At 61.5% G+C, this 26671-nt stretch carries 24 protein-coding genes; 8 read left to right on the top strand and 16 right to left on the bottom strand.

Annotation, left to right across the window (positions count from 1 at the left end):
* Positions 1-10: 10 nt before the first annotated feature.
* The 15 genes from GM415_RS04195 to GM415_RS04265 form a co-directional block, all read right to left on the bottom strand.
* Positions 11-436 carry a hypothetical protein gene (locus GM415_RS04195; protein ID WP_158946578.1) on the bottom strand — a complete coding sequence of 142 codons (426 nt, stop codon included), beginning with the start codon at positions 434-436 and terminating at the stop codon, positions 11-13.
* The gene (locus GM415_RS04200; protein ID WP_158946579.1) at positions 433-1638 is read right to left on the bottom strand and encodes a hypothetical protein; all 1206 of its coding nucleotides are present in this window, start codon (positions 1636-1638) and stop codon (positions 433-435) included. The genes GM415_RS04195 and GM415_RS04200 overlap by 4 nt, the downstream gene beginning before the upstream one ends.
* The gene (locus tag GM415_RS04205) at positions 1635-2330 is read right to left on the bottom strand and encodes an acylneuraminate cytidylyltransferase family protein (RefSeq protein WP_158946580.1); all 696 of its coding nucleotides are present in this window, start codon (positions 2328-2330) and stop codon (positions 1635-1637) included. Before GM415_RS04205 ends, GM415_RS04200 begins: the two co-directional genes overlap by 4 nt.
* On the bottom strand, positions 2330-4084 hold the full coding sequence (locus GM415_RS04210) for a hypothetical protein (RefSeq protein ID WP_158946581.1): 1755 nt from the start codon (positions 4082-4084) through the stop codon (positions 2330-2332). Before GM415_RS04210 ends, GM415_RS04205 begins: the two co-directional genes overlap by 1 nt.
* On the bottom strand, positions 4084-5970 hold the full coding sequence (gene asnB / locus GM415_RS04215) for an asparagine synthase (glutamine-hydrolyzing) (protein WP_158946582.1): 1887 nt from the start codon (positions 5968-5970) through the stop codon (positions 4084-4086). Before asnB ends, GM415_RS04210 begins: the two co-directional genes overlap by 1 nt.
* A gap of 1 nt (position 5971) precedes the next feature.
* Entirely contained in the window at positions 5972-6718 is a 747-nt protein-coding gene (locus tag GM415_RS04220) for a class I SAM-dependent methyltransferase (protein WP_158946583.1), read from the bottom strand.
* A gap of 24 nt (positions 6719-6742) precedes the next feature.
* Positions 6743-7702 (bottom strand): glycosyltransferase family 2 protein, encoded by a 960-nt coding sequence (locus GM415_RS04225; protein WP_158946584.1) that lies wholly within the window; start codon positions 7700-7702, stop codon positions 6743-6745.
* Entirely contained in the window at positions 7699-9153 is a 1455-nt protein-coding gene (locus tag GM415_RS04230; RefSeq protein ID WP_158946585.1) for a B12-binding domain-containing radical SAM protein, read from the bottom strand. The genes GM415_RS04225 and GM415_RS04230 overlap by 4 nt, the downstream gene beginning before the upstream one ends.
* A complete protein-coding gene (locus GM415_RS04235; RefSeq protein WP_158946586.1) occupies positions 9150-9992 on the bottom strand; it encodes a hypothetical protein in 843 nt (280 codons plus the stop codon). Before GM415_RS04235 ends, GM415_RS04230 begins: the two co-directional genes overlap by 4 nt.
* Positions 9989-10906: a class I SAM-dependent methyltransferase gene (locus tag GM415_RS04240; protein ID WP_158946587.1), complete on the bottom strand. Its 918-nt coding sequence runs from the start codon at positions 10904-10906 to the stop codon at positions 9989-9991. The genes GM415_RS04235 and GM415_RS04240 overlap by 4 nt, the downstream gene beginning before the upstream one ends.
* A gap of 4 nt (positions 10907-10910) precedes the next feature.
* Positions 10911-11981, bottom strand: coding sequence for a radical SAM protein (locus tag GM415_RS04245; RefSeq protein WP_158946588.1), 1071 nt, complete (start codon positions 11979-11981; stop codon positions 10911-10913).
* 43 nt (positions 11982-12024) lie between these two features.
* The gene (locus GM415_RS04250; protein WP_158946589.1) at positions 12025-13623 is read right to left on the bottom strand and encodes a hypothetical protein; all 1599 of its coding nucleotides are present in this window, start codon (positions 13621-13623) and stop codon (positions 12025-12027) included.
* A 114-nt stretch (positions 13624-13737) separates the two neighbouring features.
* Positions 13738-14532 (bottom strand): class I SAM-dependent methyltransferase, encoded by a 795-nt coding sequence (locus tag GM415_RS04255; protein WP_158946590.1) that lies wholly within the window; start codon positions 14530-14532, stop codon positions 13738-13740.
* Between the two features lie 42 nt (positions 14533-14574).
* Positions 14575-15237, bottom strand: coding sequence for a class I SAM-dependent methyltransferase (locus GM415_RS04260; protein WP_158946591.1), 663 nt, complete (start codon positions 15235-15237; stop codon positions 14575-14577).
* 16 nt (positions 15238-15253) lie between these two features.
* A complete protein-coding gene (locus tag GM415_RS04265; protein ID WP_158946592.1) occupies positions 15254-16345 on the bottom strand; it encodes a glycosyltransferase family protein in 1092 nt (363 codons plus the stop codon).
* Between the two features lie 169 nt (positions 16346-16514).
* Here GM415_RS04265 and GM415_RS04270 point away from each other — a divergent pair, with 169 nt between their 5' ends.
* Positions 16515-17480, top strand: coding sequence for a glycosyltransferase family 2 protein (locus GM415_RS04270; protein WP_158946593.1), 966 nt, complete (start codon positions 16515-16517; stop codon positions 17478-17480).
* A 352-nt stretch (positions 17481-17832) separates the two neighbouring features.
* Here GM415_RS04270 and GM415_RS04275 read toward each other — a convergent pair whose 3' ends face one another.
* On the bottom strand, positions 17833-18804 hold the full coding sequence (locus GM415_RS04275; protein ID WP_158946594.1) for a GSU2086 family protein: 972 nt from the start codon (positions 18802-18804) through the stop codon (positions 17833-17835).
* Between the two features lie 352 nt (positions 18805-19156).
* Here GM415_RS04275 and GM415_RS04280 point away from each other — a divergent pair, with 352 nt between their 5' ends.
* From GM415_RS04280 to GM415_RS04310, 7 genes are read left to right on the top strand one after another with little or no spacing between them, the layout of a single operon-like run.
* Complete coding sequence (locus tag GM415_RS04280) at positions 19157-20683, top strand: PfkB family carbohydrate kinase (protein WP_158946595.1); 1527 nt, start codon at positions 19157-19159, stop codon at positions 20681-20683.
* Positions 20684-20707: 24 nt separating this feature from the next.
* On the top strand, positions 20708-21706 hold the full coding sequence (locus GM415_RS04285) for an NAD-dependent epimerase/dehydratase family protein (RefSeq protein ID WP_158946596.1): 999 nt from the start codon (positions 20708-20710) through the stop codon (positions 21704-21706).
* A 10-nt stretch (positions 21707-21716) separates the two neighbouring features.
* Positions 21717-23066, top strand: a complete 1350-nt coding sequence (locus tag GM415_RS04290; protein WP_158946597.1) for an FkbM family methyltransferase — start codon at positions 21717-21719, stop codon at positions 23064-23066.
* A gap of 20 nt (positions 23067-23086) precedes the next feature.
* A complete protein-coding gene (locus tag GM415_RS04295) occupies positions 23087-23932 on the top strand; it encodes a transketolase (RefSeq protein WP_158946598.1) in 846 nt (281 codons plus the stop codon).
* A 2-nt stretch (positions 23933-23934) separates the two neighbouring features.
* A complete protein-coding gene (locus GM415_RS04300; protein ID WP_158946599.1) occupies positions 23935-25068 on the top strand; it encodes a class I SAM-dependent methyltransferase in 1134 nt (377 codons plus the stop codon).
* A gap of 2 nt (positions 25069-25070) precedes the next feature.
* Positions 25071-25730: a class I SAM-dependent methyltransferase gene (locus tag GM415_RS04305; protein WP_158946600.1), complete on the top strand. Its 660-nt coding sequence runs from the start codon at positions 25071-25073 to the stop codon at positions 25728-25730.
* 11 nt (positions 25731-25741) lie between these two features.
* A complete protein-coding gene (locus GM415_RS04310; RefSeq protein WP_158946601.1) occupies positions 25742-26671 on the top strand; it encodes a transketolase family protein in 930 nt (309 codons plus the stop codon).

Consider the following 26671-nt stretch of genomic DNA (forward strand, 5'->3'; position numbering starts at 1 on the left):
CCGGTCCCACTCATGGCAGTTGATCAAGGACCTCGGCGATCTTGTCGCGGAGCAGCCGGCTCTGGGAATCCAGGGCCAGGGCGCGATGCCAGACGGTAAGACACTGTTCCGGATCGGATCGACGCAAGTGGTGTTCACCCAAAGCGACGTAAACCGCAGCCATGTTCTTGGCCGCGTCTTTGCGCAGGCCTGCCGCGCACTGGAGGGAAGCCTCGGCCATGGATTGAAAACGGTGCTCCATCACGGCATCAGGGCACGGACGCATGGCGGCCATGGTGTGGGCCAGAAACAGCGACTTGTCCAACCGCTGCAACGCTTCCGATATTTCCTCGTATCGCCGCTCGGCCCGGGCCACGTTCTCCATTCCCGAAAAGGGCACGCAGTCCGAGGCTTCACCCCGCAGCATATCCAACGCCTCGCGTATCCGGCCAATCATGCGTCCTGCCTCCGCAATATTTCGTAGGCGATAAAATCCAATCCCTCTTCGATTATGAAGGAACGTCGGCCCAGCTCCAGGGGATATCCCCTTTCCAAAATCGCGAGATCATACGCCTGGCCGGGAACTCCCGGCAGGACGCATAGGGTTTCGTCCGGCGCGTAAATTCGCGGAAAGGCCTGTCGCCCGTGGATTACCTTGCCGGTATCCAGGCTGACCCGGCCATTAGCCCCGCCGATCTTGACCGCCCAGGGAGCCCCTGGAGGGACAAACGCGGAAACCATGTCGTACCCCCCATCCTCCACCACGGAAAACAGGAAAAACAGCATGCCCGCGCAATCGTCCGGAAACGGCACCTCCTGCACCGGGTGCGGCCATCGGGAGGTCACTTCCGAGGCACTCTCCCAATGCACGGTCTCTGGAGAAAAGGGAATCACCTGCAGCAGCAGATCGTTCTTCGCCCCGATTGCAAAGGAAATCCGGCACCGGCTGCCGTCGATGGCATCGGCCCGAACGATCCCGCCCTCACGGAGCGGGGCGACCGGGTTGGCAAAGCCTCCCTTACCCTCGTCGACGACGCATCTGGCGTGTAACGCGTCCTGCTTTTTGAGAAAGAGAGACTCGCCTTCAACCGGCTTGAGGCCAAAGGTCATTTCATCGAAGGCATAGTCGGTCTGGCCCGCAACCTCCTCGAACCACTCCCACTCCCACGGGCAGGATAGCGAAAGGCCGGGGGCGGCCTCGTCTCTGAGGACCAGCAGGCCCGCACCCTCGAAACGGAGATATTGGTTGAACTGGCAGGGATGGTCCGACGGTGCCCGAACGGAGAGCAGGCCGAAACCAGGATGGGCCGCATACAACTCCGCGGCCTGGCGGATCATGGCCGCATCGAGAAAAGGATTGCGGAAATTGCCCACCAGGACAGGCTCGTCTGGCAGGGCCATGTCCCTGACGGCCTTCAGAGAGGCTTCCATGCCCGGCACAACGCGGAGGCAGTCGGTATCCGGCCCGGCAGCCCGGACGTTCTCCCAACCACACTCCCCGGCCATGTCCAGCAAAACGGGGGAATCCGAAGCCGCCACGTACCGTAAACCGCTCCCCTCTTCCCTGATCCGAAGCAGGGCATCACGCAGCAGGCTTTGACCGTTTTCTCCTTCCCAGAAGGGAGAGTCGGCAACATATAGGGGCAACAAAATTATCATTGGCCGATCCCGAAATCGAAGAGGCCTCTCTGCACGATCTCCTCGGCAAGGAGAAAATCCTCTTCGTAGTCTATGTCGATCAGGCTTATCCTGTCCCTAATACCGTAGAGATACTGCCGTTTCGAAGGCTTGAACTGAAAGAAGGACGCCAGCCCGTAGGGACGGCTGCAACGGATGCCGGCGTCCCTGCGCCGGACGTCGCCCCGGGCAAGGGTGGGACGCAACCGACCCTCGGCCGGATCGATCCTCAGCAGGGAATTGCCCCTGGCCTCTAGGTGTCTCACCGTGATTACGCTGTCGTACCCCTGCTCGTGGAGCCCGGCGATCTTGTCAAGCATGGCCGGAGTGCGGAACGGATGGGTGGGGTACAGGGCGACCACGCCGATATCGTCAGGCAGCCAACCGTACAGCTTCTCCACAGTGTAGTTGAATGCCTCGGCAACGTTGGAAACGCTCGTCGCCATTTCCCTGGGCCGCAGGAAAGGCACCTCCGCCCCGTAGCGCCTGGAGACCTCTGCGATCTCCTCGTCGTCAGTGGAAACGATAACCCGATGAATCTGCTTCGCGGCCAGGGCGGTCTCTATGGAGTAGGCCACAAGCGGCTTGCCGCAAAGCTCCCGAATATTTTTCCTGGGTATGCCCTTGGACCCACCCCGTGCCGGGATGATGGCGATGACTTCATTGCAGGCCATTACGCCTCCCCGTCCCGCTGGCCATCGGGAAAAACCACCGTTCTGGTCCGGGACAAAGCCCCGTCCGAGAAGGCTCCCGCCAGGTTCTCGCTGCTCCACGCCTGAAAAAGCTCCTGCCGACGGAAATACCGGGCCGACGCCATGTACATGGTGACAAAAGAGGCGTGCTCCCGCAGGCTCTCCAGCGGCGGAACCGCCCCGAGGGTGACCTGATCGGAAAGGACTGTCTCGCCATCACCGGCAAAGGCCAGCGAACGATCAAGGAGGCAATCGCTCCCGTCCCGGCGGGTGATGAACAGTTGGATGACATACTTCCGAAACAGCTCGTTGCAGAGCCGGATACGCCCGATAGACAAAACGAAAAGGCGGAAAAGCAAGCCTCGGTAGGGGGTCATCAGCCGCTTGGAGTGGAAACGGTAAAACGGCGCGGAGAGCGAAACGGTCCGATCGGAGACAGGCCGCTCCCCTCCCGGGTTCAGGCCGGGAATCCGCATGGCCGGGGTCGTGGTCCAGCGCAGGGTGGACAGTTCCTTGCCGGAAGCCGTGCTCCCCTCGTAGCCGCAACTGGAGAAGAGCAGCTTGCCGTCCTCCTTTGCGTAGCACTTGACGACTCCGCCCTTGGAGCCGCCGAAAATCCAATAGGCCCGGTTGTCCGAGCGGACATACAGCCCCGCCTCGGGCCAGAATCGTTCAAAGGTCCGTCGCCACGGGAGCTCTGCGGCATCCCTATCGCCGCCCGCGACGGCGTACCGATGCGCATAGACGTAGCTCGTGGCCATGGGAACCTGGTTGCGCACGTCGGCATCCGCCAGGCCGCAGGAACTTCCATCCGCCAGCCCCGCGACCCCATGGGAGACCAGGGCCTCCGCCACCGGGCTCGCTGCGGCAAATGTCTCGAACCCGCCGGGAAAGAAGTGGGGGCAGTTGCGGCTGCCGTACTCCCCGCCCACGCTGTTGTCCGGATGGATGAAATAGGCGGAGACAGCCAGCGCCTTTTGCGCCTCCTCGCCCGGAACCGCGCCCAGGCCCGAGGCATCCTGGTAGAGGGCAAGGTAGTGCAGGGCGAGGGTCTGGTAGCCGGGGTCGAAGCCTTCGTACTCCAACAGCCACCCTTCCGGAGACTGACGACGGGAAATTTCGTTTGCCAGCTCCGTGGCCCTGGCCCGGTAGCGCGCCTTGCCGGTCAGCCCGGCCATGCCCATGAGCCCGGCCGCCGCAGCCAAACGGTGGTTGCTGATGAATCCGTGGGTTTCGTCACGGGTCAGGAGACAGCGGCAACACCGCTCCATGGCGGCCAGCCAATCCCGGCCCAGGTCCTTTGGCACCTCTTCCCGAAGCAGCTTGTAGGTTTCCAGCAGGTCCACCAGCGTAAACGCCGCCGCCATCCAGCTGCTTTCGTAGGGATACATGTGATTGAACGCGCCAGAGCGGTCCTGCCCCGCGATCCAGAACCGGACGCCGCGCTCCACCCATTGCAGCAGGGCGGGCCTGGCGTGATACTCGTTGCCGGGGAAATCTACGGCATAGAGGTAGGCGGGAACCAGCAGCCCCCGCTGCAGGTCCATGTTCGAAAAATCCTTGGTGGCCCAGGCCCAGTACTCCCGGTCCGCGCTGCCGGAGCTGGCCGATACCGGACAACGGTCCAGGCCGGACAGGAACACGGGCGCGTAGCGCAACAGCTCCCGTTCGTAAAACCGTCGCCGCTCCCGCACGGACATCGCCCTGCCAGCCTTCTCCCGCATTGCCTCACTCATCACGCCGCACCGTTTGCCACAAAGTTGTCGTACCAGACCTGGAACCCGGCCAAGGCCCAGATCTTCCTGCCGTGATCGCGCCGGAACTCACGGTGCTCCTTCAGCAGACGCCGGATGGTCCCGCCATGAAAAACGCCCTGAGCCTCTATCTTGTCCGGCTCGAAAAGTGCTTCCACGACATCGGCCAGCTCACCTCTGATCCACGCCGAAGTGGGCGGGCCGAACCCCTTTTTCGGCTTGTTGAGGATGCTCTCCGGCAGTCGTCCCTCCATCGCCTTTTTCAGCAGATGCTTGAGCTTGCCGCGCGGCATTTTCCGTCCTGCCGGGATGGCGTTGACCCACTTGACCAGGTCCGTGTTCAGCAGCGGGACCCGGCCCTCCAACGAGGCCATCATGGTTACCCTGTCGGCCTGGAACAGTCCATTCCCCTCAAGGAAAAATCGTGCATCCAGGGCCAGGACGTTGTCCAGCGTCTCGCCCGAAGGCATGGCCCGGATCGCGTCCTCCATCAGGACATCCACCGCCGCCATTTCCCCGTATGGCTCCTCCCGGAACAGCCCGGCCAGTTCGTCCCGGCTGAAATATTCCATCCAGACCGCATGCTGTTCAAGTGGGGTCAGGTCCATGCCCCGCACGAACCGCTTGGCCTTGAATTCGAAGCTCATGTACTTTTCCGACACGGGAAGCCGGTTGACTGCGGCGGGCAGGAGCCCATTGCCAATGAATCCAGGCAGCATCCGGTAGTAGCGGGCAAGATGGTGCGCCTTGTAAGTCGGGTATCCCGCAAAGATTTCGTCGCCACCCCACCCGGTCAGGACGGCCTTGATCTCGCGCGCAGCAGCCTTGGAGATCACGTACAGGGGCAGGACCGTGGAGTCGGCAAAAGGCTCGTCCAGCGCCTTGCCCACGGCCTCGAAGGCGTCCATGAGCAACGCCCCGGACATGGGTATCTCCCGGTGCTCCAGACCGAGATGACGGGCCACCAGGGCCGCGTCCGCTGACTCGTCGTGGGTGCCTTCGCTGAACTTGAGCGCATAGGAGCGGATGCCGCCGGAAGAGAGCCTTGCCGCATGGGCCGCCACTGCGGACGAGTCCAGCCCTCCGCTCAGGAAAAGCCCGATGGGGACGTCGCTGAGCAATTCCCGGTTAACGGCCTGTTCGAGCTTCTCTTCCAGCGTATGGACGAGTTCTCCTTCCGAGAGGGCCGGTCCGCCGCCGTACTCGGGTTGGAAATACCGCTTGAGCGACACGGTCTTCTCTTCGACCCACGCGAAATGTCCGGCCGGAATCTTGGCCATGCCTTGAAAAGCGCAATCCGGGCTGGGGACATAGCCCAATCGAAAATACCGGCCTATGGCCACCCAGCCCGGGCGAACAGGCCCGGCCAGACCCAGCAGCGCCTTGGGCTGGGAAGCAAAACAGAAGGCGTCTTCCGTCTCCGCATAGTAGAACGGCTTGATTCCGAAGCTGTCCCTGGCAAGAAACAGGCGGCGTTTCAGCGAGTCCCACACGGCAAAGGCGAACATGCCATTGAACAGCCCGAGACAGGCCTCGCCATGATGCAGAAAGGCGTTGAGCACGGTCTCCGTGTCGCAGCCGGTCCGAAAGACGTAGCCGGCGCGCTCCAACTCCGGGCGAAGCTCCAGATGGTTGTAGATCTCTCCGTTGTAGACAATGCAGTATCTGCCGTCTGCGGAGTAAATCGGCTGATTGCCTTTGGCCGGATCAAGAATGGCGAGCCGGTCCATGCCCATGCCGAAGCCCGGCTCGCGATGATAGCCCGCATGATCCGGGCCACGCGAGAGCAGAGCGGAGCTCATGCGCTCGAGCACGCCCGCACCGACCTCACCCCCTCTTCGGGGAAACACGCCGAAAATGCCGCACATCTCACTGCTCCGGTCTGGTCAGGACCACAAGCATGTATGCCCACTTGCGCCGGGGCATGACCGTTTCCAACAATTTCTCCACTCCGGCGCACACCCCGTATAGAGGGTATGCAAGCCAGCGCAACGCGAGCCCGGGCCAACCCAGGACAAAACCGGCGGCCCGGACGAGCAAACTGCACTCAACGAATTGCAGTTCGACCTGCCCGTGTTCGCTGCACAGGGCCTTCAAGGTGGCGGGAGTGGAGTTGCGGAGCCCGCGTTCAACGGGATACGCATACTGGAAAAGGAGGTTCAAAGGCGTCCTGCCGTTAGACTCCAGGAACACCACCTTACCGCCCGGGCGGACCACCCTGAGCGCCTCCCTGACCACACCGAGCCGGTTGTGGTCCACATGGTGCAGCAGATCCCGGCAGACTGCGACGTCAAAGGAACCGTCCCTCAACGGCAGGGCCAACGCGTCGCCGCAGAAATACTCCGCTTCGGTGTTCGCCGCCGCAAAAGCCACCTTTTCGGCCGAAAAATCCACGCCCGCCAGAAAAGCCGGAGGAAAGACCTCCCTGTAATAGTCGAGGTTGCTCCCTTCGCCGCAGCCGATCTCCACCAATCTTTCGCATTGGCCGACGGACTGAAGCAAGGCCTGTGCGAGCCGCTGTTCGCGGACACGAATGAACGGGTTGGCTTTCCTGTTATGGAAGCGCGCCGCATCGCTATCGGCGTGGAATGCCTTCTGCTCCTGACTGAATGTCATACCCGTCAATTCCGCCTGTAAGTCCTATTTCCACCCGGAACGCCGCAGCAGCCGGGTACGCCAATCCTTGTCCTGACTCAGGGATGAGACCGATTCGAGAACCAGCCCGGCCAGCGGGCACTGGACTCCGACAAAGGCCAGCAGGCCGCCCAGCAGACCGCTCGTATACGCAAAGAACCGCAGCAACCCGCCAGGCTCGTCCGCAAGGGAAAAGGTCAGGACCGGAATGGTCAGAAACAACCCTGCGATGACAACCAGGACAAAGCCGATCTCGGCCATGACGTGAAAAGGTCTGAGCTGCGTGGTGTTCAGTACGGTGAAGGCGATCAGGTCGAAAAGCCCCCTGTAGCGCAACAGGAAATACTTGGATTTCCCGTAAGGCCTGGGGTGGTGGCTTATCTCCACTTCGCTGAACCGGTAGCCATGGAGCATGGCGATGGCGGGCATGAGCCTGTGCATGTCGCCGCGCAGGTTGAACCGCTGGGCCACCTCCCGCGTGAAGGCCTTGAACCCGCAGTTGATGTCCTTGAAGACATGCCGCAAAAGAAGGGAGACCAGCAGATTGTACAGGGCCGAGACCGCCCCCTTGAGCACCCCGTCCTTTCGGTGGGCGCGGCATCCTCCGACAATGTCATACCCCTCCCCGAGCCGCGCCAGCAGCAGGGGAATTTCCTCGGGCTCCTCCTGGAGATCGGCATCCATTGTCACGAAGATTTCGCCCCGGGCGGCGTCCATGCCCTGCATGAGCGCCATGGATTTGCCATGATTCTTGTTGTGCGACAGGACGACGACGTTGTCATGCTCGGCCTCAAGCCCCCGGATGACGCTCAGGGTCCCGTCCGTACTGCAATCATCGACAAAAATCAGTTCGTAGGAAGTCTCCTCTTCCTTGAAGGTCGCATCAACCCTCCGGTGCAGTTCGACGAGGCTTTGCTCCTCATTGTAGGCCGGGATGATGACGCTGACTTTTGGTGATTCTGTCATTTTTCCCCCTTGATCGCGAATTGCAGGATATTGGAACCGGCAATGGCGAGCATGACCAGTTCGTCCAGGCTCTCGATGCTGCGCAACCGCTTCCAGATGTATGACGGACGGAGGTAGAAGCTCCTGTAGCACTTGAGCACCCAGCGCGACAGGGTTTCGCCCGGCACGCCGCACACGCTTTCGGAATAGAAACCGGAGACGTGCAGGTTTTCCATGTTGGAGTCGGATCCGTCCCGTATTTCCGGGTGCTCAGCGGCGACCCGGTTGAACAGCTCTGTCCCGGCGTACGGCGTAAGGATGCCGAAGCTCGCAGTGGAGGGATCGATCTCCTTGACCATCTTGATGGTCGTCTCGATGCTCTCCCGACTCTCGCCCGGCCCCCCCACGACCAGATGGGCGTGAGTGTCCAATCCGACCTTGTGACAAAGACGGAAGGCCTCCCGGGTCTGGGCCACGGTGATGCCCTTCTTGTAGGCGCGCATGATGTCGTCGCTGCCGGTCTCCACGCCGAACTTGACCATGTGGCACCCGGCCCGTTTCATGGCCTGGAGCAATTCCTCGTCGACCATGTCCGTACGCCCGTTGGCAATCCAGGAAAGGTCAAGCCCTTCCTCCACCATCCGGGCGCAAATCTCCAGGTTCCGCTTCTTGTACGCCGTAAAAGTCTCGTCCCTGAACAGGACCTCTTTGAAACCGAGCGCCTTGATGGCGTGCAGCTCGGCCAGGACGTTGTCCGTGGACCGGTTCCTGATGCGCTTGCCGTAAAACTCGGGAGCGGTGCAGAAGATGCATTTTCCGGGGCATCCCCTGGAAGTCTGAATGGTGGTGTACGGCATGCGCTTGACCACGGGATTGAAGTAGTCGATTCCGGCGGGCAGCAGGCTCCTGTCGGGGATGGGCAACTCATCCATGTCCATGAAGGGCCTTTGGAAATTGACGCGGATTTCACCGGACTCATCCCGAAACGCCACGCCCAAAATCCCGGAGCAGTCCAAGCCGTCCCCTATGGTGCGCAGCAGCTCAAGCATGGTCTCCTCCGGCTCCCGCATGACCAGATAGTCCACAGAGGGCTCGGAGAGACAGTAGTTGGGCATGAACGTGGGGTGCGACCCGAAGAGGATGGTCTTCAAGGACGGCCTGAGCCGCTTGAACTCGGCCAGCAAGGCCGCATCCTTCTTGAATGACTGCGTGGAGGACATGATCGCCACGGCTCCGAAACCGGCCAGACCGCTCTCGAGCACGGCGGCGTATCGCTCCGGCTCCACCTGCGCGTCCAGAAACTCGCAGGCCATGCCGTGGTTCATCGCGTGGGTGATGACGTACAACTCGTTGATGGGCGGGATCTGCATCCCGCCGATACGCCGTCCGTTGCACCAGCATCCGTAGATAAAATCGCGGACAGCGTTCCTGGAACCGCCTCCCAGCGGAGGTTTGAGGAATAGGGTCTTCATTGTGCTATCTCCGCATACGCCTGCATGGGCAGCCGGTACTTGTCGATCCGGCCTGTGTAATACGATCCAATGTACACATCGTTCCCGTTGCAAGCCAAGGTGCCGGGTGCGATGCTCTTCTCCAGCACGACTGCCTGAACCGGCCTGAATTTCTCGGTGTAGAAGTGCAGGCACGCCCGCTTTCCCTTTGAAGTCAGGATCACGTAGAGCCGATAATCCGCAAGATGCCTGATCGAATAAATACGGCCCGGCAAGTCGTTCAATTGGGCGATACGAATGAATTTTCCTCCGGAAAAACGGAACACCACCCTGGAATCGAAATAAGCGAAAAAGATCTCGTCCCCGACATGGTGCCCCAACAGAAAATCCCCGCCCAGCGAGCCAGGAATCTTCGCATCCAGTTCGGCCAGGGCGTCACCCTTGACCTTATACAGCCGCCGCGGGCCAGCAAAACCAGACATGAGATAGTGCTCCCCGCCATGTGAAAAAAAGAAACCAGCGTTGCTGGGCACCGTCATCTCGTTGACCCGATTCAGGGCGGCGTCGAAACTGATCAATCGGTTAGAGTCCTTGCCGATCATCCAGATTCGTTCTGAAGTGGCGTCGTAATTGGCAAACCAGTTAGCGCCATCTCCGTTGAATTTGGAGGTGGCGGCGAGCTGGGGCTCACCCCCGAGGCAGTACTTCCGCATCGAGTTGGACAGCTGGTCGCTTACATAGAGATTGTTACCAGCGACAAACGCGGTCATTGGCTTTATGCCCAGAATCGTCTGACGAGGCTGAAGCGGCTCCAGAAGACCATTGAACCGACAGAGTTCCATGCGCAGGGAGTCGGTCATGCCAGCTTCTCCTTCCTTGCGAGAATGCGCATGCCGGCGGCATTTCCGAAAACCTTCTGGATGAGGGTCAACGGAAGCAGACCAAGCATCATGAAGGGGTATGCGGCGATTCTTCCATTGACCACCCGCAAGTCAAAGCGATCCGCCAAGTAATTCTGCAGGCTGAGAGCCCAGCCGAACATGTTCAGGGTCGCTCCCTGCTCCTCAAGGCTGAACCCCTGACGCTCCAGGAGGGTTCCGACCGTCTCCGGGGAAAAGAGAAATGTGTGCCGGGGGAAGTGCAACCCGCCCCAATACTTGCCGAATATGCGAAAATCCAGACAATTCACATTGGGCGTCTCGATATACAGCCTGCCTCCGTCCGCCAGCAGTTTTCCCGCCTTTTCCAACAGCGCGGCGGGATTGACGACGTGTTCGATCAGATGGCTGAGAATGATGAGGTCGTACTGTTGCTCAGGCAACGCGGCGTCCTCGAATGCACCATGATGAACCGTCCGGCCGAGACTAGCGGCCATCTCGCAGGCGTGCCGATTCAAATCGATCCCTTCCACGCTCCATTCAGGCTCACGGTCCTGAAGGTAGCCGATGAAATGCCCGGCGGCGCAGCCCACATCCAGAATGCGGGCCTTCCCGGGAAGGCGCTTCTTGAAATAGCGGTGCACCAGACCGAAATACGTTTCGAGAAGGAAGTTGCTCAAACGGTTCTCTTCCGCATGGATGTTCGCATACTCGGCGGGATAGAGGGTCGGCAAAGCTTCGGCCTCCGGCAGGGGGTCAAGGCGGATCAGGCCACAGGAATCACAACGGACAAAGCCCGTCTGGTCAGACTCGATGCCGTACTCGAAGTCCCGCATGTCGTTGAAAAGCGGCTTCTCCCGCCTTTCATGGCAAACTATGCACTTTCCAGCGGCCACCGCATTACCTCCGACCAAACACTTCGGGTTCGTTTTCAGGGGTTATCGCGGGGTGGTCCTTGTAGGAGACGGGATGCTTCGTCGCCTCGCAGACGGGACCGAGGTAGTTGCCGATATATTCCGGGTCCTCGGAAGAGAGGCACCCGGGGAAGTCTTTCTTGAACTGCGAAAAACTCCGCATCCTCTCCAGAATCGCCCCAAGCGGTTCCTCGAAGTAGTTGCCGAAGCTCACCGGATTATAGGAACACCCGACGACGTCCCCGAAGCAGGTGACGCCGATCTTCTCCTTGCCGGCAGGGCAACGCTGCTTGAGGTAGTAGGAAAAGACCCAATCGAAGGTGAGCTTGGGATATTTTTTCAGGTACTGCCTGACGTCCTCGAACTCCGAAGAGGAGAGGGTGGAGAAATCCTCCGCCTTGCCCACCGGGGCAATCTGGCCCCCGCTGGCGCTCAGTCCGTTTTGCTCGCAGTATTCAATGACGCCCAAGGCGTGCTCCATGGCACCGGGCATCATGACGGTCCCCAACCCGGTGGCCAGCCCTATCTCCTGGGCCCAACGGAGATTCCGCAGGGTCAACTCCACATGCCCCTCGCCCCGGATCGGATCATTGACCTTGGGGTCCAGGCTCTCGATGCTGAAAAAGATGCACTTCAAGCCGCTCTTCTTGAGCTCGGCCAGCCGCTCCGTGGTCACGGCCAGGCCGTTGGACACCACATGCGTGTAGTAATGATGCTTGGTGAACACCGCCACCAGCTCGTCGAGGTGCGGATACATGAGCGGTTCCCCGCCAAGGATGGTCACCACGGCGGCGCCGGCCTTGGCGCCATCCCTGGCGAGCCGATCATAATCGTCAATGGTCAGCACGGCCTTCTTGTCGGCTTGATACTTGTCCACCGAGCAAAAATGGCAATTGGCCTGGCAGGCAAAGGTAGGAAAAAGCTCGATGACCCTGAGGGTATTCTTTCTCAGCACCAACGCCCTGAAGAATCCCTTGAGCATGCGGTAAAAGATGATGGGATTGGCCAGCACCCAAATGTTGGCATAGTACTTTTTCATTTCCTTGATTATTTCCATTCTCTCTTACCTCTCATTGAACATGGCAAAGTATCTTCCCTGGCTAGGCGGACAGGGAGGCGGGAGCCCTGAGCAGCCACCAGTCCACGGTGGGAGCGATGGTCAGCCACTCGCGGTTGAGCACCGGATAGTCCCCCCACCTGAAAACCCCTTCACAGCTGAAGCCCGCTTCTTCCCATTGGGGGTCGAGTTCCTGCCCTGCGGGTTGATAGACAAGGGCGAAATCGGCGCTCCAACGCTCGATGTTGCCGCTCACCGACTCAAGGTCGCGCCCCCAATACTCCGCGCCCCCCTCGTAGTTGGACTCGTAGATTCCGAACCAGTCGGGCATCAGATGAATGCCCTTCAAGCCGCCTGCATAGAGGAACAGTTCGATCTGGAACCGATAGCCGTCGAAAATGTTGGAAAAAAGTCCGCGGGGATCATCATAGGCGATAATGATCCGCTGGCCCTTGGAAACGGGATCGAAGAATCGGTCAGCCGCGTCCAGCTCGTTGCGGATGTTCACGGGCCTGCCGACCTGCATGACGTCAAGCGTCCTGGCCTCGTTGGGCATGTTCACGAAATACGGCAGCGGAGACATGAACAGCCAATACGGAATCAACAACTCCGGGATCGGGTGGGCCATGACCGTCATGACGCCCAGGCTCATCATCATCATGTACATGGTCTGGATGTCATGCAGGCGAAATACCGTGGAGTTCCCGATAAAGATAAGGATGCCCCCAAACAGGAGCGGAGAGAACTCGCCCGTTGTCAGCCAGACGAAAAAGAGCAGCTGTGAATAGATCAGGGTGTTGTAATAAAACTCGCCCGCATCAAGCTGGAGCCAGGTCCCCTTCGGGAGACGGGTGTACCGGGCCTTCTGCTGAAAAGACCCCATGATCTTTATCATGGGCCCCAACGCTCCTCGAACCCCGAGACGCTGGAACGACGGCCACAAATGCATCCCGATTTTCAACGTGGCCGGGACCATGGCGTAAAGGGGCATCGGGTCCCGGGTCCAGACGGCCAGGACCAGGGACAACAGGCCCGCCATGATGGTGGCGAGAGAACTGCCGAAACTGACCGCCAGCCAGGCCGCACCGGCCAGCCACCACTGCCCCTGCTGGATTGCAAACAGGCCGAGGGGGAAGAGCATCCACCCCAGAGCGTTGTAATTTTGACGGCCAAAAGTGTTGACGTAAAAATAGGAACTGATGAACGCTAGGCCGATCACCAGCAACGCCCAACTCCATCCGACGACTCCGAACCACACGGCATGGGCCAGCAGCCATCCGAACATGCCGAGCAGGGCCGCCACGCACCCCATCTGCCACATGGCGTACAGGGAGGGCAGGCTGTAGGCATACAGCATGGACATAGGGTAATCCCCCAGGCCCAGTTGGGGACTTCTCCCGTTCCGTCCGAACCGGTAAAAGTTAAGGGCTACAGTGTAATACCAAAGATTGTTGATGGAAAAGGAGGCATTGAACTGCGGGCCATAATCCCCCCATTTGCCATTGGCCAGTTCGCGGCAATTCCACAGGCTGCGAACGAGCTGCACCGGGGTGACGACCAATCCGATAACGGGATAGAACAACAGGCGCAGTAACGCCTGCCAGCGGCCATATCTTGATTTGAAGTGAGTATAAACGCGCATATTCTTCCTATCGGCAGCGTCATTAATTAACTTAATAATTGTTCTGAGGCGGACTGCACTCTTTCCTCATTGCACATTTCAAGCCAAGCTCTCATTCACTTATCCGACTGAGAGCTATCCCGCTGCCAACGATTTCTCATAGTGCAGGAATACCGTGAGATTCATGTCCGGCAAGGGCAACCGAAGAGGCCAGAAGATCTTCTTTTGCGGAACAAGGTGCGCGTCCAGCACACGAAGAATGTCCTCCGCAAAATTGGGATGCTCCCAGCAGATGACCTTGTCGAAATCAATATCGGTAGCGGCCCGGTAGTGCCGCCGCGTCGTCAGGTACCGCCCCAGCCCCCAGGCCAGCCCACCTTCACAGGGAATGGCTCCCACCAGCAGACCGCTTTTCTTGAGCACTCTTGCCATCTCTGCGACCATCGGCTCCAACGGATGGATATGCTCCAGGGAGAAGAAGGAAATGATCATGTCCAGACTCTCCGAAGGAAACGGCAGGGACGGACTGCCTTCCTTGGGAACCTCATGGCAATGAAACGGAATGCCTCTGTTGGCGGCCGCCTTGCCGGCCTCCTTGAGCATTGCCACATCCACGTCCAGCAACTCCATTACCGCAGGGACACCCTTGAGATGCCGCAGGTAATCCATGCTTCCGGGACCGATCTCCAGCACCCGCTTGCCTTCCACGTCCACCCGGGTCATCCGCTTGTAGACCGCGTCATAGACCCAATCGCTTACAGTAAAGGACTTGTTCGTCCCTATGGCTTCCGCATAGTTGGAAGACCACTTCACCCAATCAGGGTCATCGGGGACGGGCTGTTTCCCGTATCGCTCCCTAGCTCCGAACAGCGGCACCGCCAGAATGTCCGGCAGCCGATGCCCCAATGAATAATACCCGTTACCGCTCATGCCTCATTCCCTTCCCGGCACCTTTTCCGATGTACCCTGTGATCACTCGAAATAAATGAACTCATAATCGCCGGTATAACCAAACTCCTTGAACAGCCACTTCCATGCCCGTTCGGAGAAAAAGGCCTCGCAAGTGAGCGCCCAGCACTGGAGGTTGAACTGCTCCTGATCATTGCGGTAACTCTCCACGCAGATGAACTTTTCCCTGCCGGTCCGCTCTATCTCGGCCAGGGCGTTTTTCAGTTCGGGGACCTCCAGATTGTGGAGCGAATTGATGGAGAGGACGAGGTCGAAATGGCCGTCCGGCCACGGGTAGGGGTTTTCCGCCCGGTGGACGATGAGCCCCTCGCGAATCTCCTCAAAGGCGTCCTCAAGGGCGTAAAGGGAAGGATCGAACCCGCGAATCTGGGCATCGGGCAGCAGCTTCTTCAGTTCGTAGAGCAGGTACGCCTTGCCGCAGCCCACATCCAGAATCCTGGCGTCGCTTTTCAGGCCATAGGTCTCGATGAGACGTTCGGCCACGCTCTTCCAGCGGCCGTCATAGCGATAGCCGCCGTAGCCGTAGCACTTGTCCCCATCCCAGTAGTCCTGCCCGTAGCGCTTGGCCACGGCCATGCAACGGACTTTGTCCTCGGTCATCCGAGGCAGGTACTCGCGGCTTGTCCGGGTGTGCAGCGGGGTGATTATTTCGCGATATTGCTTCATCTTCACATTCCAACTGTTAGAGATGGCGCAGCATGCTCTCATGCATCTGCCGGGTGCGGTGTTCGGCCAGGTGGCTACTCCGGGTCCGCTCCCCGGCCCGACGGCCGATCTCGCGCCGCACCGCCTCGTTTTCCAAAAGATACAGTGCCTTTTCCCGGCACTCCTCCCGGGTGCGGTAGGTCACGACCTCCGCGTCCGGCTCGTACAGGTCCGCGATGTTGGGCGAATGCTCCACCAGCATGCACACCCCCACGCCGCAGGCCTCGAATGTCCGCATGTTGCCCGTGTCGCCGTAGGCGGCGTCGGTGTGGATGTTCAGCACCACCTTGGACGCGTTCATGAGCCGGTACATGTCCATGCCGTAGACCGGACCGTGGGTGTTGTGCGGGAAAAGTTCCCTGAGCGGGTCCTCGATGTCGGGAAACAGGGTCATGTCGCGCTCGGTCAGCCACGCTTCGAGCGGGGAGCTGGCCAGCAGCCACCTCAGCAATTCATAGCGGGTGCGGTGGTGCCAGTCGAAGCCGTAGCCCGAATGGCCGGTGAAGATAAATCCGTGGTCCTCGGTCCTTTCCGGCAGGCCGGAGGCCACCGACGGGTCGAACGAATGGTACACGAGTTCCACGTTGATGCCGCAGTCCCGAAAGACCATGGCGATACTCGGGGTGCAGGCAAAGACCACATCGGTGTGGGCAAGCTGCTTGAAATGCATGGGAAACCCCTGCATCGCCGCCAAACAGCGGACATATCCCGGCCGTTGGGACAGATAGTCCGCAGGGTACCGGGAGATGTCGTCGCAAAAGACCGCCTCCGGGCGGTAGTGGTCCAGCTGGGCCATGGTGATCCTGTCCATCCACCCCTCTTCGGGAACGGGAAGATCGTGCTCAACGGCCCACTTCGCCTGCAATTCACGGAAATCACCAAAAATCTCGACCACATTCCAGCCCAGCCGCTTGAACTCAAGGGCCATGCCGTGTGACCTGAGCGACTTGAATCCCCGGAATTCGGCGAGCAGTTGCTCGTATCCCATCTCCGCGAAATCCACCTGCTGAAGAAAATGGGCCTCCGCCCCCTGCAGGTAGTGCAGCATCACCATGGTCTGTCCGCTCATCGCCACCCTCTTTTCCACTCTGCCCGCCGCCTCAACCGACTTGGGGACATTGCGCACACCCCGACTATGGGGTAATTCAAAAAAACAACCATCATGCCGGGCCGTTTCCAACATTCAAGGCCCGACCGAATGCCTTCCCGGAGCACGGGACGGCCAACGAGGAGACCCCATGGACTTTTCCGTCATCATGCCCAACTACAACCACGGCGACCGGATTGCCATCGCCCTGGATTCCATATTCAATCAGTCCGTGCTCCCGAAAGAAGTGATCGTGCTGGACGACGGTTCCACCGACGACAGCCTTGCCGTGCTTGAGCGCTACGCCGCGAACCAGCCCCTGCTCCGGGTCATCCGCTTCGAAAAGAACCGGGGAGCCGTGGATGCCTGCAACGAGCTCTTCCGGCAGGCCAAGGGGGAATACATCCTGGGTTTTCCCGCAGACGACATCATTCTGCCCGGAGCCTTTGAGCGGGCGGCGGCCATGCTCGACGCCAATCCGGGCGCCGGAGTCTGCTGCGCCGACTACTTCATGGTCGACACCGCGAGCGGGAAGCTCGAACACTACCGCATGGGGTTCGCCGAAGAGGCCTGCTTCCTGGACCCTGAAAACTTCACTGAAAGACTCAAGGGATGGTGGGTTCCGAGTTTCACCAGCTTCATCCGCAGGGACGCCCTTGAGGCCGCCGGATATTTTCTCACCGACACCAGATGGCATTGCGACTGGCTGGCCTACCTGACCGTGGCCTTCCGCCACGGCCTCTGCTACATCCCCGAACCGCTTGCCGCCCGGCGCCGGCACGACGACGCCTACGGGACCAAAGGCAGGCGCAACAGGCAGGAGCAGGACCAGGTCCTGCGGAACCTCCTGGGCCGCCTCAAGAGCGACGAATTCCGCGACGTCATGCCTAAGTTCGTCCGCAGCGGAGCCATGCTCTTCTTCAACAACGAGCTGGACCGGCTGGTCATGTCCGACCCCGGCATGTGGGACAATGAGACCCTCATGCTCGCGCAGCTTCCGATGTGGTACAGGATGCGTGCCTGCAAAATGCATATGGACTCCATTTGGGACAGAAGGCTGGACGCCGAATCCGAACACCAGGCCTACATCAACGAGGCCCTGCTCGATGTCGAATAATGACCGAAACGTTTCGAAGCCCACCCGAATCAAGCGATATACACCTCTTGCATCATTCACTAAGTGAATAGTTTGAAGCAAGGAGGAAGTCAAACTAGTTGCCGAAGCCCCGTAATAGGGGAAAAATCGACAGTCCGCCAAAGACTATGCATGTATTGGACCAACGTCACGCTCGCTGGCACACGGCCTTGCCGGAAGGGGTGAGGAGGTGTCGACCTGACCAAAGTCAAACGCAACGGTTTGAAGTATAAAGCAAAATTGGCAGCAAAACCAGGAAGACTGCCTGCAATGCACGGCGTGCGCCAAACTTTTGGCGCACGCCGCTTTGCCTATGGGGAAAAGGGAGTCCCGCCTACTCGCCGCGTTCGGCCCGGCCGATGGCGGTCCACAGCTCGGGGAAGGCGTTGGCGTGGGTCTCGCGCACGTACCAACTGCCGCCCTTGCCCTCCACAGTGCGCACCAGCATGGTCTTCCAGGGCCGGAAATAATAGTTGGGGTCGCTCTTGGACGCCTCGGTCCGGTAGGTCTCGGGCAGTTCCTTGAGGTCGCAGACCATGGTGGTGAAGTCGTCCACGGCCTCGCCGCGCTGGCGGGCCGCGTTGCGGACCATGGACAGGGCCTTGAGAAAGACCTCGGGACCCATGACCGCCGTGCCGAAGCTCGACACCGTGCCACCTTGCAGGGACTGCAGCACCCTGGCGTAGTACAGGAAATCGGTGTGGCTGCACCGGCCCGAGGCCGCGCCGTCGAAGTTGGGGTGCTGGTGGATGATGTCGTAGCCGATGCCGATATGCACGGTCACGGGCACGCCCAGCCGGTATCCTGCGGCCAGCAGGCTGATGTCCTCGTGGGGCAGGCCGCTCTCCAGGATGTGCCGTCCCACGCACTCGCCCAGCCCCTCGCCCCGCTTGGCGGCCTCGTTGATCACGTCGTTGAGCGCGCCGGTCTCCCGCCACAGCCCGAACCGGCCGTCACGGATATAGCGGGCCACGGATTCGGTGGTCTGCCCGATGAGCGCGAACTCGTAGTCGTGGATGATGCCCGCGCCGTTGAGGGCCAGACAGGAGATGTAGCCCCGCTCCATCAGGTCGATGAGGTAGGGCTGGATGCCCGAGCGGATGGCGTGGGCGCCCATCATGAACACGTTGGCTGCGCCCCGCGCCTTTGCCTCGACCATGTTGCGGGCCACGGCGGCAAAGGGCTCGCGGACCGTGTCCGAAGGAACCATTTCCTTAATGATCGAAAGGTCGAGATCGTGTTCCCGCTGTTCCAGGGGAAGGACCTCGATCCTGCTGACGTCGAATTTTTCGTATTTTCCTGCCATGAAAGCTACACCTTTTCTCCGTTTGCGCCGATAGGAAAAGCAGCCCGGGCCGGGATGTCCGGCCCTCCGGCCACGCCTGCTCCCTACCACAGCGCGGGCGGGTTGAAAATGCGGACGCGGGGAAAACCGCCGAGACCGGTTGAATTAGCTCTGGATTTGAAAAACCATCCCCGGTATGAAAAACCGAGACCGTTCGTTAAATGATCGATTGTTGGCCGCGCAATATAGGCATTTGCCTTGCAATACCATTGTGTTGGCGGAACGCCTCCGCGCAACATATTGATTATATTGATTCTGTGCGGTCAAAAAATCGCCGCCGACGCGGCGCGGCCATCAACCGACGGCAGGAAACATGAACGTAGACGACAAAATTTTACAACTCGATTCCCTGGCCGAGAGGCTGGAGCAGCACCGGCAACACGGTCAGACCGTGGTCCTGTGCCACGGCTGCTTCGACCTCCTGCATATCGGGCACATCCGCCACTTCCGCCAGGCCCGCGAGCTGGGCGACATCCTGGTGGTGACCGTCTCCCCCGACGAGTTCGTGGACAAGCGGCCCGGCGGCCCGGCCTTTGACCAGTCCCTGCGCACCGAGGCCCTGGCCTCTCTGGGCTACGTGGACTACGTGGCCGTGAACAAGTGGCCCACCGCCGTGGAGCTGCTCAATGCCCTCAAGCCGAATTTCTACGTTAAGGGTTCGGAGTTCAAGGAGATCGGCTCCGACTACACCGGCAAGATCGAGGAGGAGCGCCGCGTGGCCGAGGAGCTCGGCACCGAGCTGTTCTTCACCGAGGACATCGTCTTCAGCTCCTCCAACCTCATCAACCGTTTCTTCTCCGGCCAGCCCGAGGAGGTCCGCGAGTACCTGCAGCTCTTCCGCAAGCGGTACTCCAAGGACGACATCCTGGGGCTGATAGACGACATGGCCGGGCTCAAGGTCCTGGTCATCGGCGACACCATCCTGGATGACTACCACTACGCCGAGGGGCTGGGAAAATCCAACAAGGACCCGGTCCTGGCGCTCAAACACCAGTCCAACGACCTCTTCGCCGGGGGCGTGCTGGCCGTGGCCAACCACGTGGCCTCCTTTGCCGGGGAGGTGACCCTCTTCTCGGTCCTGGGCGACCGCGACCGTTACGAGGAGTTCATCCGTGACTCCCTGAACCCCAAGGTCACGGCCCGGTTCGTGACCCAGCCGGACAGCCCCACGGTGCTCAAGCGGCGGTTCATCGACAGCGGCAGCCTGAACAAGCTGCTCGAAATCTACCACATCGGCGAGGCCACCCTGGCCGAGGAGCCCGACGCCAGCCTGCTGGCCATGGTGGAGGAGGTCATCGGCGACCACGACCTGGTCATCGCCGCCGACTTCGGCCATGGTGCCGTGTCCGACGCCATGGTCGAGCTGCTCGCGGCCAAGGCCCCCTACCTGGCCGTGAACACCCAGGCCAACGCGGGCAACCGGGGATTCCACACCATTTCCCGATACCCGCACGCGGACTTCGCCTGCCTGGCAGAGCACGAAATCAGGCTGGACTACCGCGACATGATCAGCCCGCTGCGCCCCATGATGGAGGACGTGGCGAAACGCCTCGACGCCGGACGGGTGGTGGTCACCCGGGGCGACAAGGGCACCCTGGTCCACGGCGGCAAGAACGCCTTCGTGGCCTGCCCCGCGTTCGTGGCCAAGTCCGTTGACCGCGTGGGGGCCGGAGACGCCCTGTTCTCCGTGGCCGCCCTGGCCGCCTGCCGGGGCGCGGACGAGGAGCAGATCGGCTTCATCGGCAACATCGTGGGCTCCCAGGCCGTGACCGTCATCGGCAACCAGAAGGCCGTTGACAAAAGAAGCGTGGAGAAGACCATCACCACGTTCATGAAGTAATCAAACCAAACAAGGACGAAATACATGCAAGCGATCAAGACGGTTTTCGTTACCGGCGGCGGCGGATACGTGGGCAGCGCCCTGGTTCCCGCCCTCCTGAAAGAGGGCTACGAGGTGCGCGTGCTCGACCTCTTCCTCTACGGCGAGGACGTGTTCGACGCGGTGGAGGACAAGTCGAAGCTGACCCTGATCAAGGGCGACCTGCGCGACGCGGACCTGCTGAAAAAGACCATCCCCGGTTCGGACGCGGTCATCCACCTGGCCTGCATCTCCAACGACCCCAGCTACGAGCTGGACCCGGAGCTGGCCAAGTCCATCAACTACGACGCCTTCCTGCCCCTGGTGGACATCGCCAAGGACTCCGGCGTGCGCCGCTTCGTCTACGCCTCCTCGTCCAGCGTCTACGGCATCAAGGACGAGCCTCAGGTCACCGAGGACCTGCCCCTGGAGCCGCTCACCGACTATTCCAAATACAAGGCCCTGTGCGAGGAGTACCTCAACGCCCAGGCCGACGAAAATTTCATCGTCACCACCATCCGTCCGTCCACGGTCTGCGGCTACGCCCCGCGCCTGCGCCTGGACCTGACCGTGAACATACTGACCAACCACGCCATCAACAACGGCCTGATCACCGTGTTCGGCGGCCAGCAGAAGCGGCCCAACCTGCACATCAAGGACATGGTGGAGCTCTACCTGTTCATGCTCAAACAGGACGAGGACAAGATCCAGAACAAGATCTACAACGTGGGCTACGAAAACTTCAAGGTCATGGAGATCGCGGAAAAGGTGAAGGCCACCCTCGCCTCCGACGTGGAGATCAAGGTCACCCCCACGGACGACAACCGCTCCTACCACGTCAACTCCGACAAGATCAAAAACGAGCTCGGCTTCGTGCCCAGGCACACCATCGAGGACGCCATCCTCGAGCTCAAGGACGCCTTTGACGCGGGCCTGATCCCGGACTCCATGACGGACATCAAGTACTTCAACATCAAGCTGATGCAAGCCATCAACATGCGCTAGGCGGTCCGCCATGCACTCGTTCACCAAGTATATTGTCGAAGAAAAAGCCCTGGGCGACGAACGGTTCACGGTCGTGGACGTGGGCGTCAGCGGCGGCCTGGACAGGAAGTGGTTCGACTTCGGAGGCCACCTGCGGGGCTTCGGCTTCGACCTGCTGGAGAACGAGGTGCGGGACCTGAACGACCGGATCGACTCCCGGCTTGGCGTCAGCTTCCACGCCGCCTGCATCGGCACCGGCGAAGACGAACCCGCCCCGGGTACGCCGAGCAACTGGGTGCGCAGGGAAAGGCTCGCCACCAACCCCGACCAGGGCAGGATGTCGAGCAACTTCTCGACCACGGCCCCGGAGTTCACCGAAGTGAGCACGTCGCTGGACGGCTTCTTCCGGGACGAGACCGGCAGCCTCGACTTCATCAAGATCGACACGGACGGGGCCGACTTCGACGTCATCCGAAGCGGCAGCCGCATCCTGAACGACAATCGGGTCCTCGGCCTTGAGGTGGAGTGCCAGTTCCACGGCGGGACAGGACCGCGTGCAGAGGTCTTCGCCAACATCGACACCTACCTGCGGGAGCGGGGGTTCTCCCTGTTCTCCATGGACCCGGTGCGGACCTCGCGCCGCGCCCTGCCCGGCAAGGCCAGGGAGCACATCATCGGCGACAGCGACCGGGGCCAGCTCATCTGGGCCAACGTCCGCTACTTCCGGGACCTGGCAAACCCGGAGTACCAACGACACTGGCCCTTCGAGATCACGCCGGAGGCCGTCGTCAAGCTGGCCTGTCTGTATGAACTGCACGGCCTCAACGATTGCGCGGCGGAGGTGGTCCTGCGCTTCGAGGACAAGCTGAAGGGCCTGTTCGACACCGGCCACGCCCTGGACCTGCTGACAAAGGGCTATTACGGGGAATTCGAGACCCGTGCCGAGCACATGGACGCCTTTGAACACGACCGGGGACGCTTCCTGCCCTCCGTTCAAAAACTGACCGAACGCTACGGAATCAGCTATGCCGAATTCGTGGACCTGATGGAACGCCTCAGGGAGATGCGCGCCCACCTCGACACCTATGACTTTTCCGGCAAGACCATCGTCTTCTACGGCGCCGGAGGGAGATTCCAGTCCCTCTACCCCGGCCTGAAACCGCAACTGGAAAAGACCGGCACGGTCCTGGCCTGCGACTCGAATCCCGCCCTGCACGGCAGGGAAGTCGCGGGCGTCAAGGTCGTCCGTCCCGAGGACCTCCCCGGGATTTCGCCCGACCTGATCCTGGTCACTTCAGTGTATTACAAGGACATTGTTCTCGGGCTCTGGAAGCTGGCCAAGGATCACGGCACCCGCTTCGAGATATCCCTGCTCGACTGACAACACGACGGATAGGCAGTATGAAAAAAGAACCCGGATTACGACACGACGCGGCCCTCGCCGCCCCCCTGGACGAACGCTCCGTCACCCTCCGCCACCGCCTGGTGGACGTACTGGCCTCGGCCAGCCGGGGGCACCTCGGCGCTTCGGCCAGCCTGATGGAGATCATGCGCGTCCTGTACGACGACGTCCTCTCCTTCGATCCCGTGGCGCCGGACAGCCCGGCCCGCGACCGCTGCATCCTGTCCAAGGGACACGGCTGCATCGCCCAGTACGTCATGCTGGCCGACAAGGGGTTCTTCCCCCTGGAACGGCTCGGCGAGTTCTGCGCCGACGGCGGCCTGCTCGGCGGCCATCCCTGCGCCTCCAAGATCCCCGGGGTGGAGGTCTCCACCGGTGCGCTGGGACACGGCCTGCCCGTTGGCGTGGGCATGGCCCTGGCGCTCAAGGCCGACAGGAACCCGGCCCGTGTCTTTGCCGTCATGGGCGACGGCGAGTGCAACGAGGGCTCGGTCTGGGAAGCGGCCATGAGCGCGGCCAAGCACGGCCTGGAGAACCTCACGGCCATGGTCGACTACAACAAGTTCCAATCCTACGGCGAGACCGCCGAGGTGGCCGAACTGGAGCCCTTCGCCGACAAGTGGAGGAGCTTCGGCTTCGCGGTGCGCGAGGTCAACGGCCACGACGTGGACGAGCTGCGAAAGGTGCTGAAGAGCGTTCCCTTCGAACCCGGCAAGCCCTCGGCCCTCATCTGCCACACGGTCAAGGGCAAAGGGTTCCCGTTCGCCGAAAACAATCTGGAGTGGCACCACAAGTCCAACATTTCCGAGGAACAGGCCGCGAAAATGAGGGAGGCCATCGGCTGATCATGTCCTCCTGCATCGTCTGCCGCACGCCCAGCCTCGAATTCGCCGAGGCATACCGCACCCTCCCCCGAGTGGGATCGGACAGCCGCCCCCTGCCGCCCGGCGGGAGCCTGGGCCGCTGCCCCGTGTGCGGCACGATTCAGAAGGTCATGGACGACGCCTTCCAGGCCGAGTGCGAGATGATCTACTCGTCCTACGTCATGTACGGCCAGTCCACGCAAGGGACCGAACCGACGGTGTTCGACGGCAGGCCGGACGCCCGCTCGGCCAAGCTCGTGTACGCCCTGGGCAAATCCATGGACCTGCCCGACAGCGGCTCGCTCCTGGACGTGGGTTGCGGCAACGGCAACCTGCTGCGCGCCTTCAGGGCGGCCCACCCCGGCTGGGAGCTTTCCGGCCTGGAGCTGGACGACCGCCACCGCGAGGCCGTGGAGGCCGTGTGCGGAGGCGGCTCGCTGCTGACCGGCGAACTGGCTGGCGTGGCCGGGACCTTCGACCTGATCACGGCCATGCACGTGCTCGAACACCTGGCGGAACCGGTGGAATTTCTCGGCCTGATCAAAGATCGCCTCTCTTCCGAAGGGGCTCTGGTCATCCAGCTCCCCCTGTGGCGGGAGAACCCCTTCGACCTGGTGGTGGCGGACCACGCCGTGCATTACGACGCCGTGTCCCTGCTGCACGTCCTGGACAGGGGCGGCTTCAAGCCGGTCTTTCTGTCCGAGGAGATCGTGCCGCGCGAACTGACCGTCATCGCCCGTCCCGGCAAGGGGCCGTGGGACAGGGGCAAAGCGGCCGGACCGGGCCTCGATGCGGCCCTCGGCTGGCTCGCGGCCGTCCGCGACATGGCAGCCAGGGCCATGGAATCGGCGGGCAAGAACCGTTTCGGCATCTTCGGCACGGGCAACGCGGCCATGTGGCTGACCGGCGCCCTGGGCGAGGCCGGGTTCTACGTGGACGACGATCCCTCGCGCCAGGGGACCAACCCCATGACCGGCAGGCCGGTATACGCGCCCGAGGCCACCCCCGAGGGCAGCACCGTGGTCATCTGCCTGCCGCCCGAACTTTCCGCGGCCATTTACCAACGGGTCCGCCGCGTGCCCGCAAACTGGCTGGTGACGCCGCCCTTGGAGCAGTGATCATGTCGCATGAACTCTGGATGGAAGTGATGGACGGGCTTGCGGACCGCAGCCTGGTCCTGTCCAAATATTTCAGCCACCAGGTGCTGGAGAATCCCCGCCACCTGCTCTTCACCCTGTCCCGGTACAAGGCCGCAGCCAAGATGCTGCCCCGCTACCGGGAGTGCTCCGTGCTGGAGCTGGGCTGCAACGAGGGCGTGGCCTCCCTGATCCTGGCCGAGAACGCCACCGCCTTTACCGGCGTGGATTTCGACGCGGACGGCATCGCCTGGGCAAAGGAAAACCTGGCTGGCGACAAGCTCTCCTTCGTGGCCGACGATTTCCTGGGCAAGACATACGGCAGCTTCGACGCGGTGGTCAGCCTGGACGTCATCGAACACATCGCCCCGGAGGAGGAAGGCCGGTTCATCGACACCGTCCTGGCCAACCTGGCGAAGGACGGCATCTGCGTCCTGGGCACGCCCAACGACACGGCCTCGCAGTACGCCTCGGCGGAGAGCCAGAAGGGGCACATCAACATGTACACGGCGGAACGCCTCTACAAGGCCGCCGCCGAGCGGTTCGCCAACGTCTTTTTCTTCGGCATGAACGACGAAGTGCTGCATACCGGGTTCGACCCCATGTGCCACTACCTGATGGTGCTGGCCTGCAACCCGAAATAACCGGAGCGAGAATGAGAAAGAAATGCCTCAATATGGTGCATGAACTGGCCCGGCGGGACGAACGCGTCTTCTTCGTGGGCTCGGACCTCGGGTTCGGCACCCTCAAGGAGATGCGGGAGGAGTTCCCGGACCGGTTCATCATGGAGGGCATCTGCGAGCAGAACACGGTGGGACTTGCCGCCGGGCTGGCCCTGGAAGGCAAGATCCCGTTCGTGAACACCATCGCCACCTTCATCGTGCGCCGCGCCCTGGAGCAGGTGGCCATGGACGCCTGCCTGCACGACCTGCCCGTGCGCTTCATCGGCAACGGCGGCGGCCTGGTCTACGCCCCGCTGGGCTCCACCCACCTGGCCGTGGAGGACATCGCCCTCATGCGCGCCCTGCCGAACATGACCATCGTCTGCCCGGCGGATGCCGAGGAGATGGAGCGGTTCATGGAGACCACCCTGGACTGGCCCCACCCCATCTACATCCGGCTGGCCAAGGGCTACGACCCCGTGGTCACGGACCCGAGCCATGAATTCGCCATCGGCAGGTCCTACCGCTACGGCGAGGACGGCGAGGCACTGCTGGTCACCACCGGCGTGGGGCTGCGCTTCTGCAAGGACGCGGTGGAGCTGCTGAAAAAGGACGGCATCGCAGCCTCCATCCTGTACATGCCCACGGTCAAACCCCTGGACGCGGCAGGCCTGTGCGCCGCCACAGAGGGCAGAAAGGCGTTAGTCACCGTGGAGGAGCACACCATCCTCGGCGGGCTGGGCTCGGCCGTGGCCGAGACGCTCATGGAGGCTGGCCTGGGAGGCGTGCCGTTCAAGCGCGTCGGGCTGCCCGACGTCTTCCCGGACCACTACGGCACCCAGCACAAGATCATGGAGCGCTACGGCATCTGGCCGGGGGGCATCGTCTCCACGGTGAAGTCCCTGCTGGGACAGGGGGAGTGA

Source organism: Pseudodesulfovibrio cashew (assembly GCF_009762795.1).
GTDB classification, from domain to species: Bacteria; Desulfobacterota; Desulfovibrionia; order Desulfovibrionales; family Desulfovibrionaceae; genus Pseudodesulfovibrio; species Pseudodesulfovibrio cashew.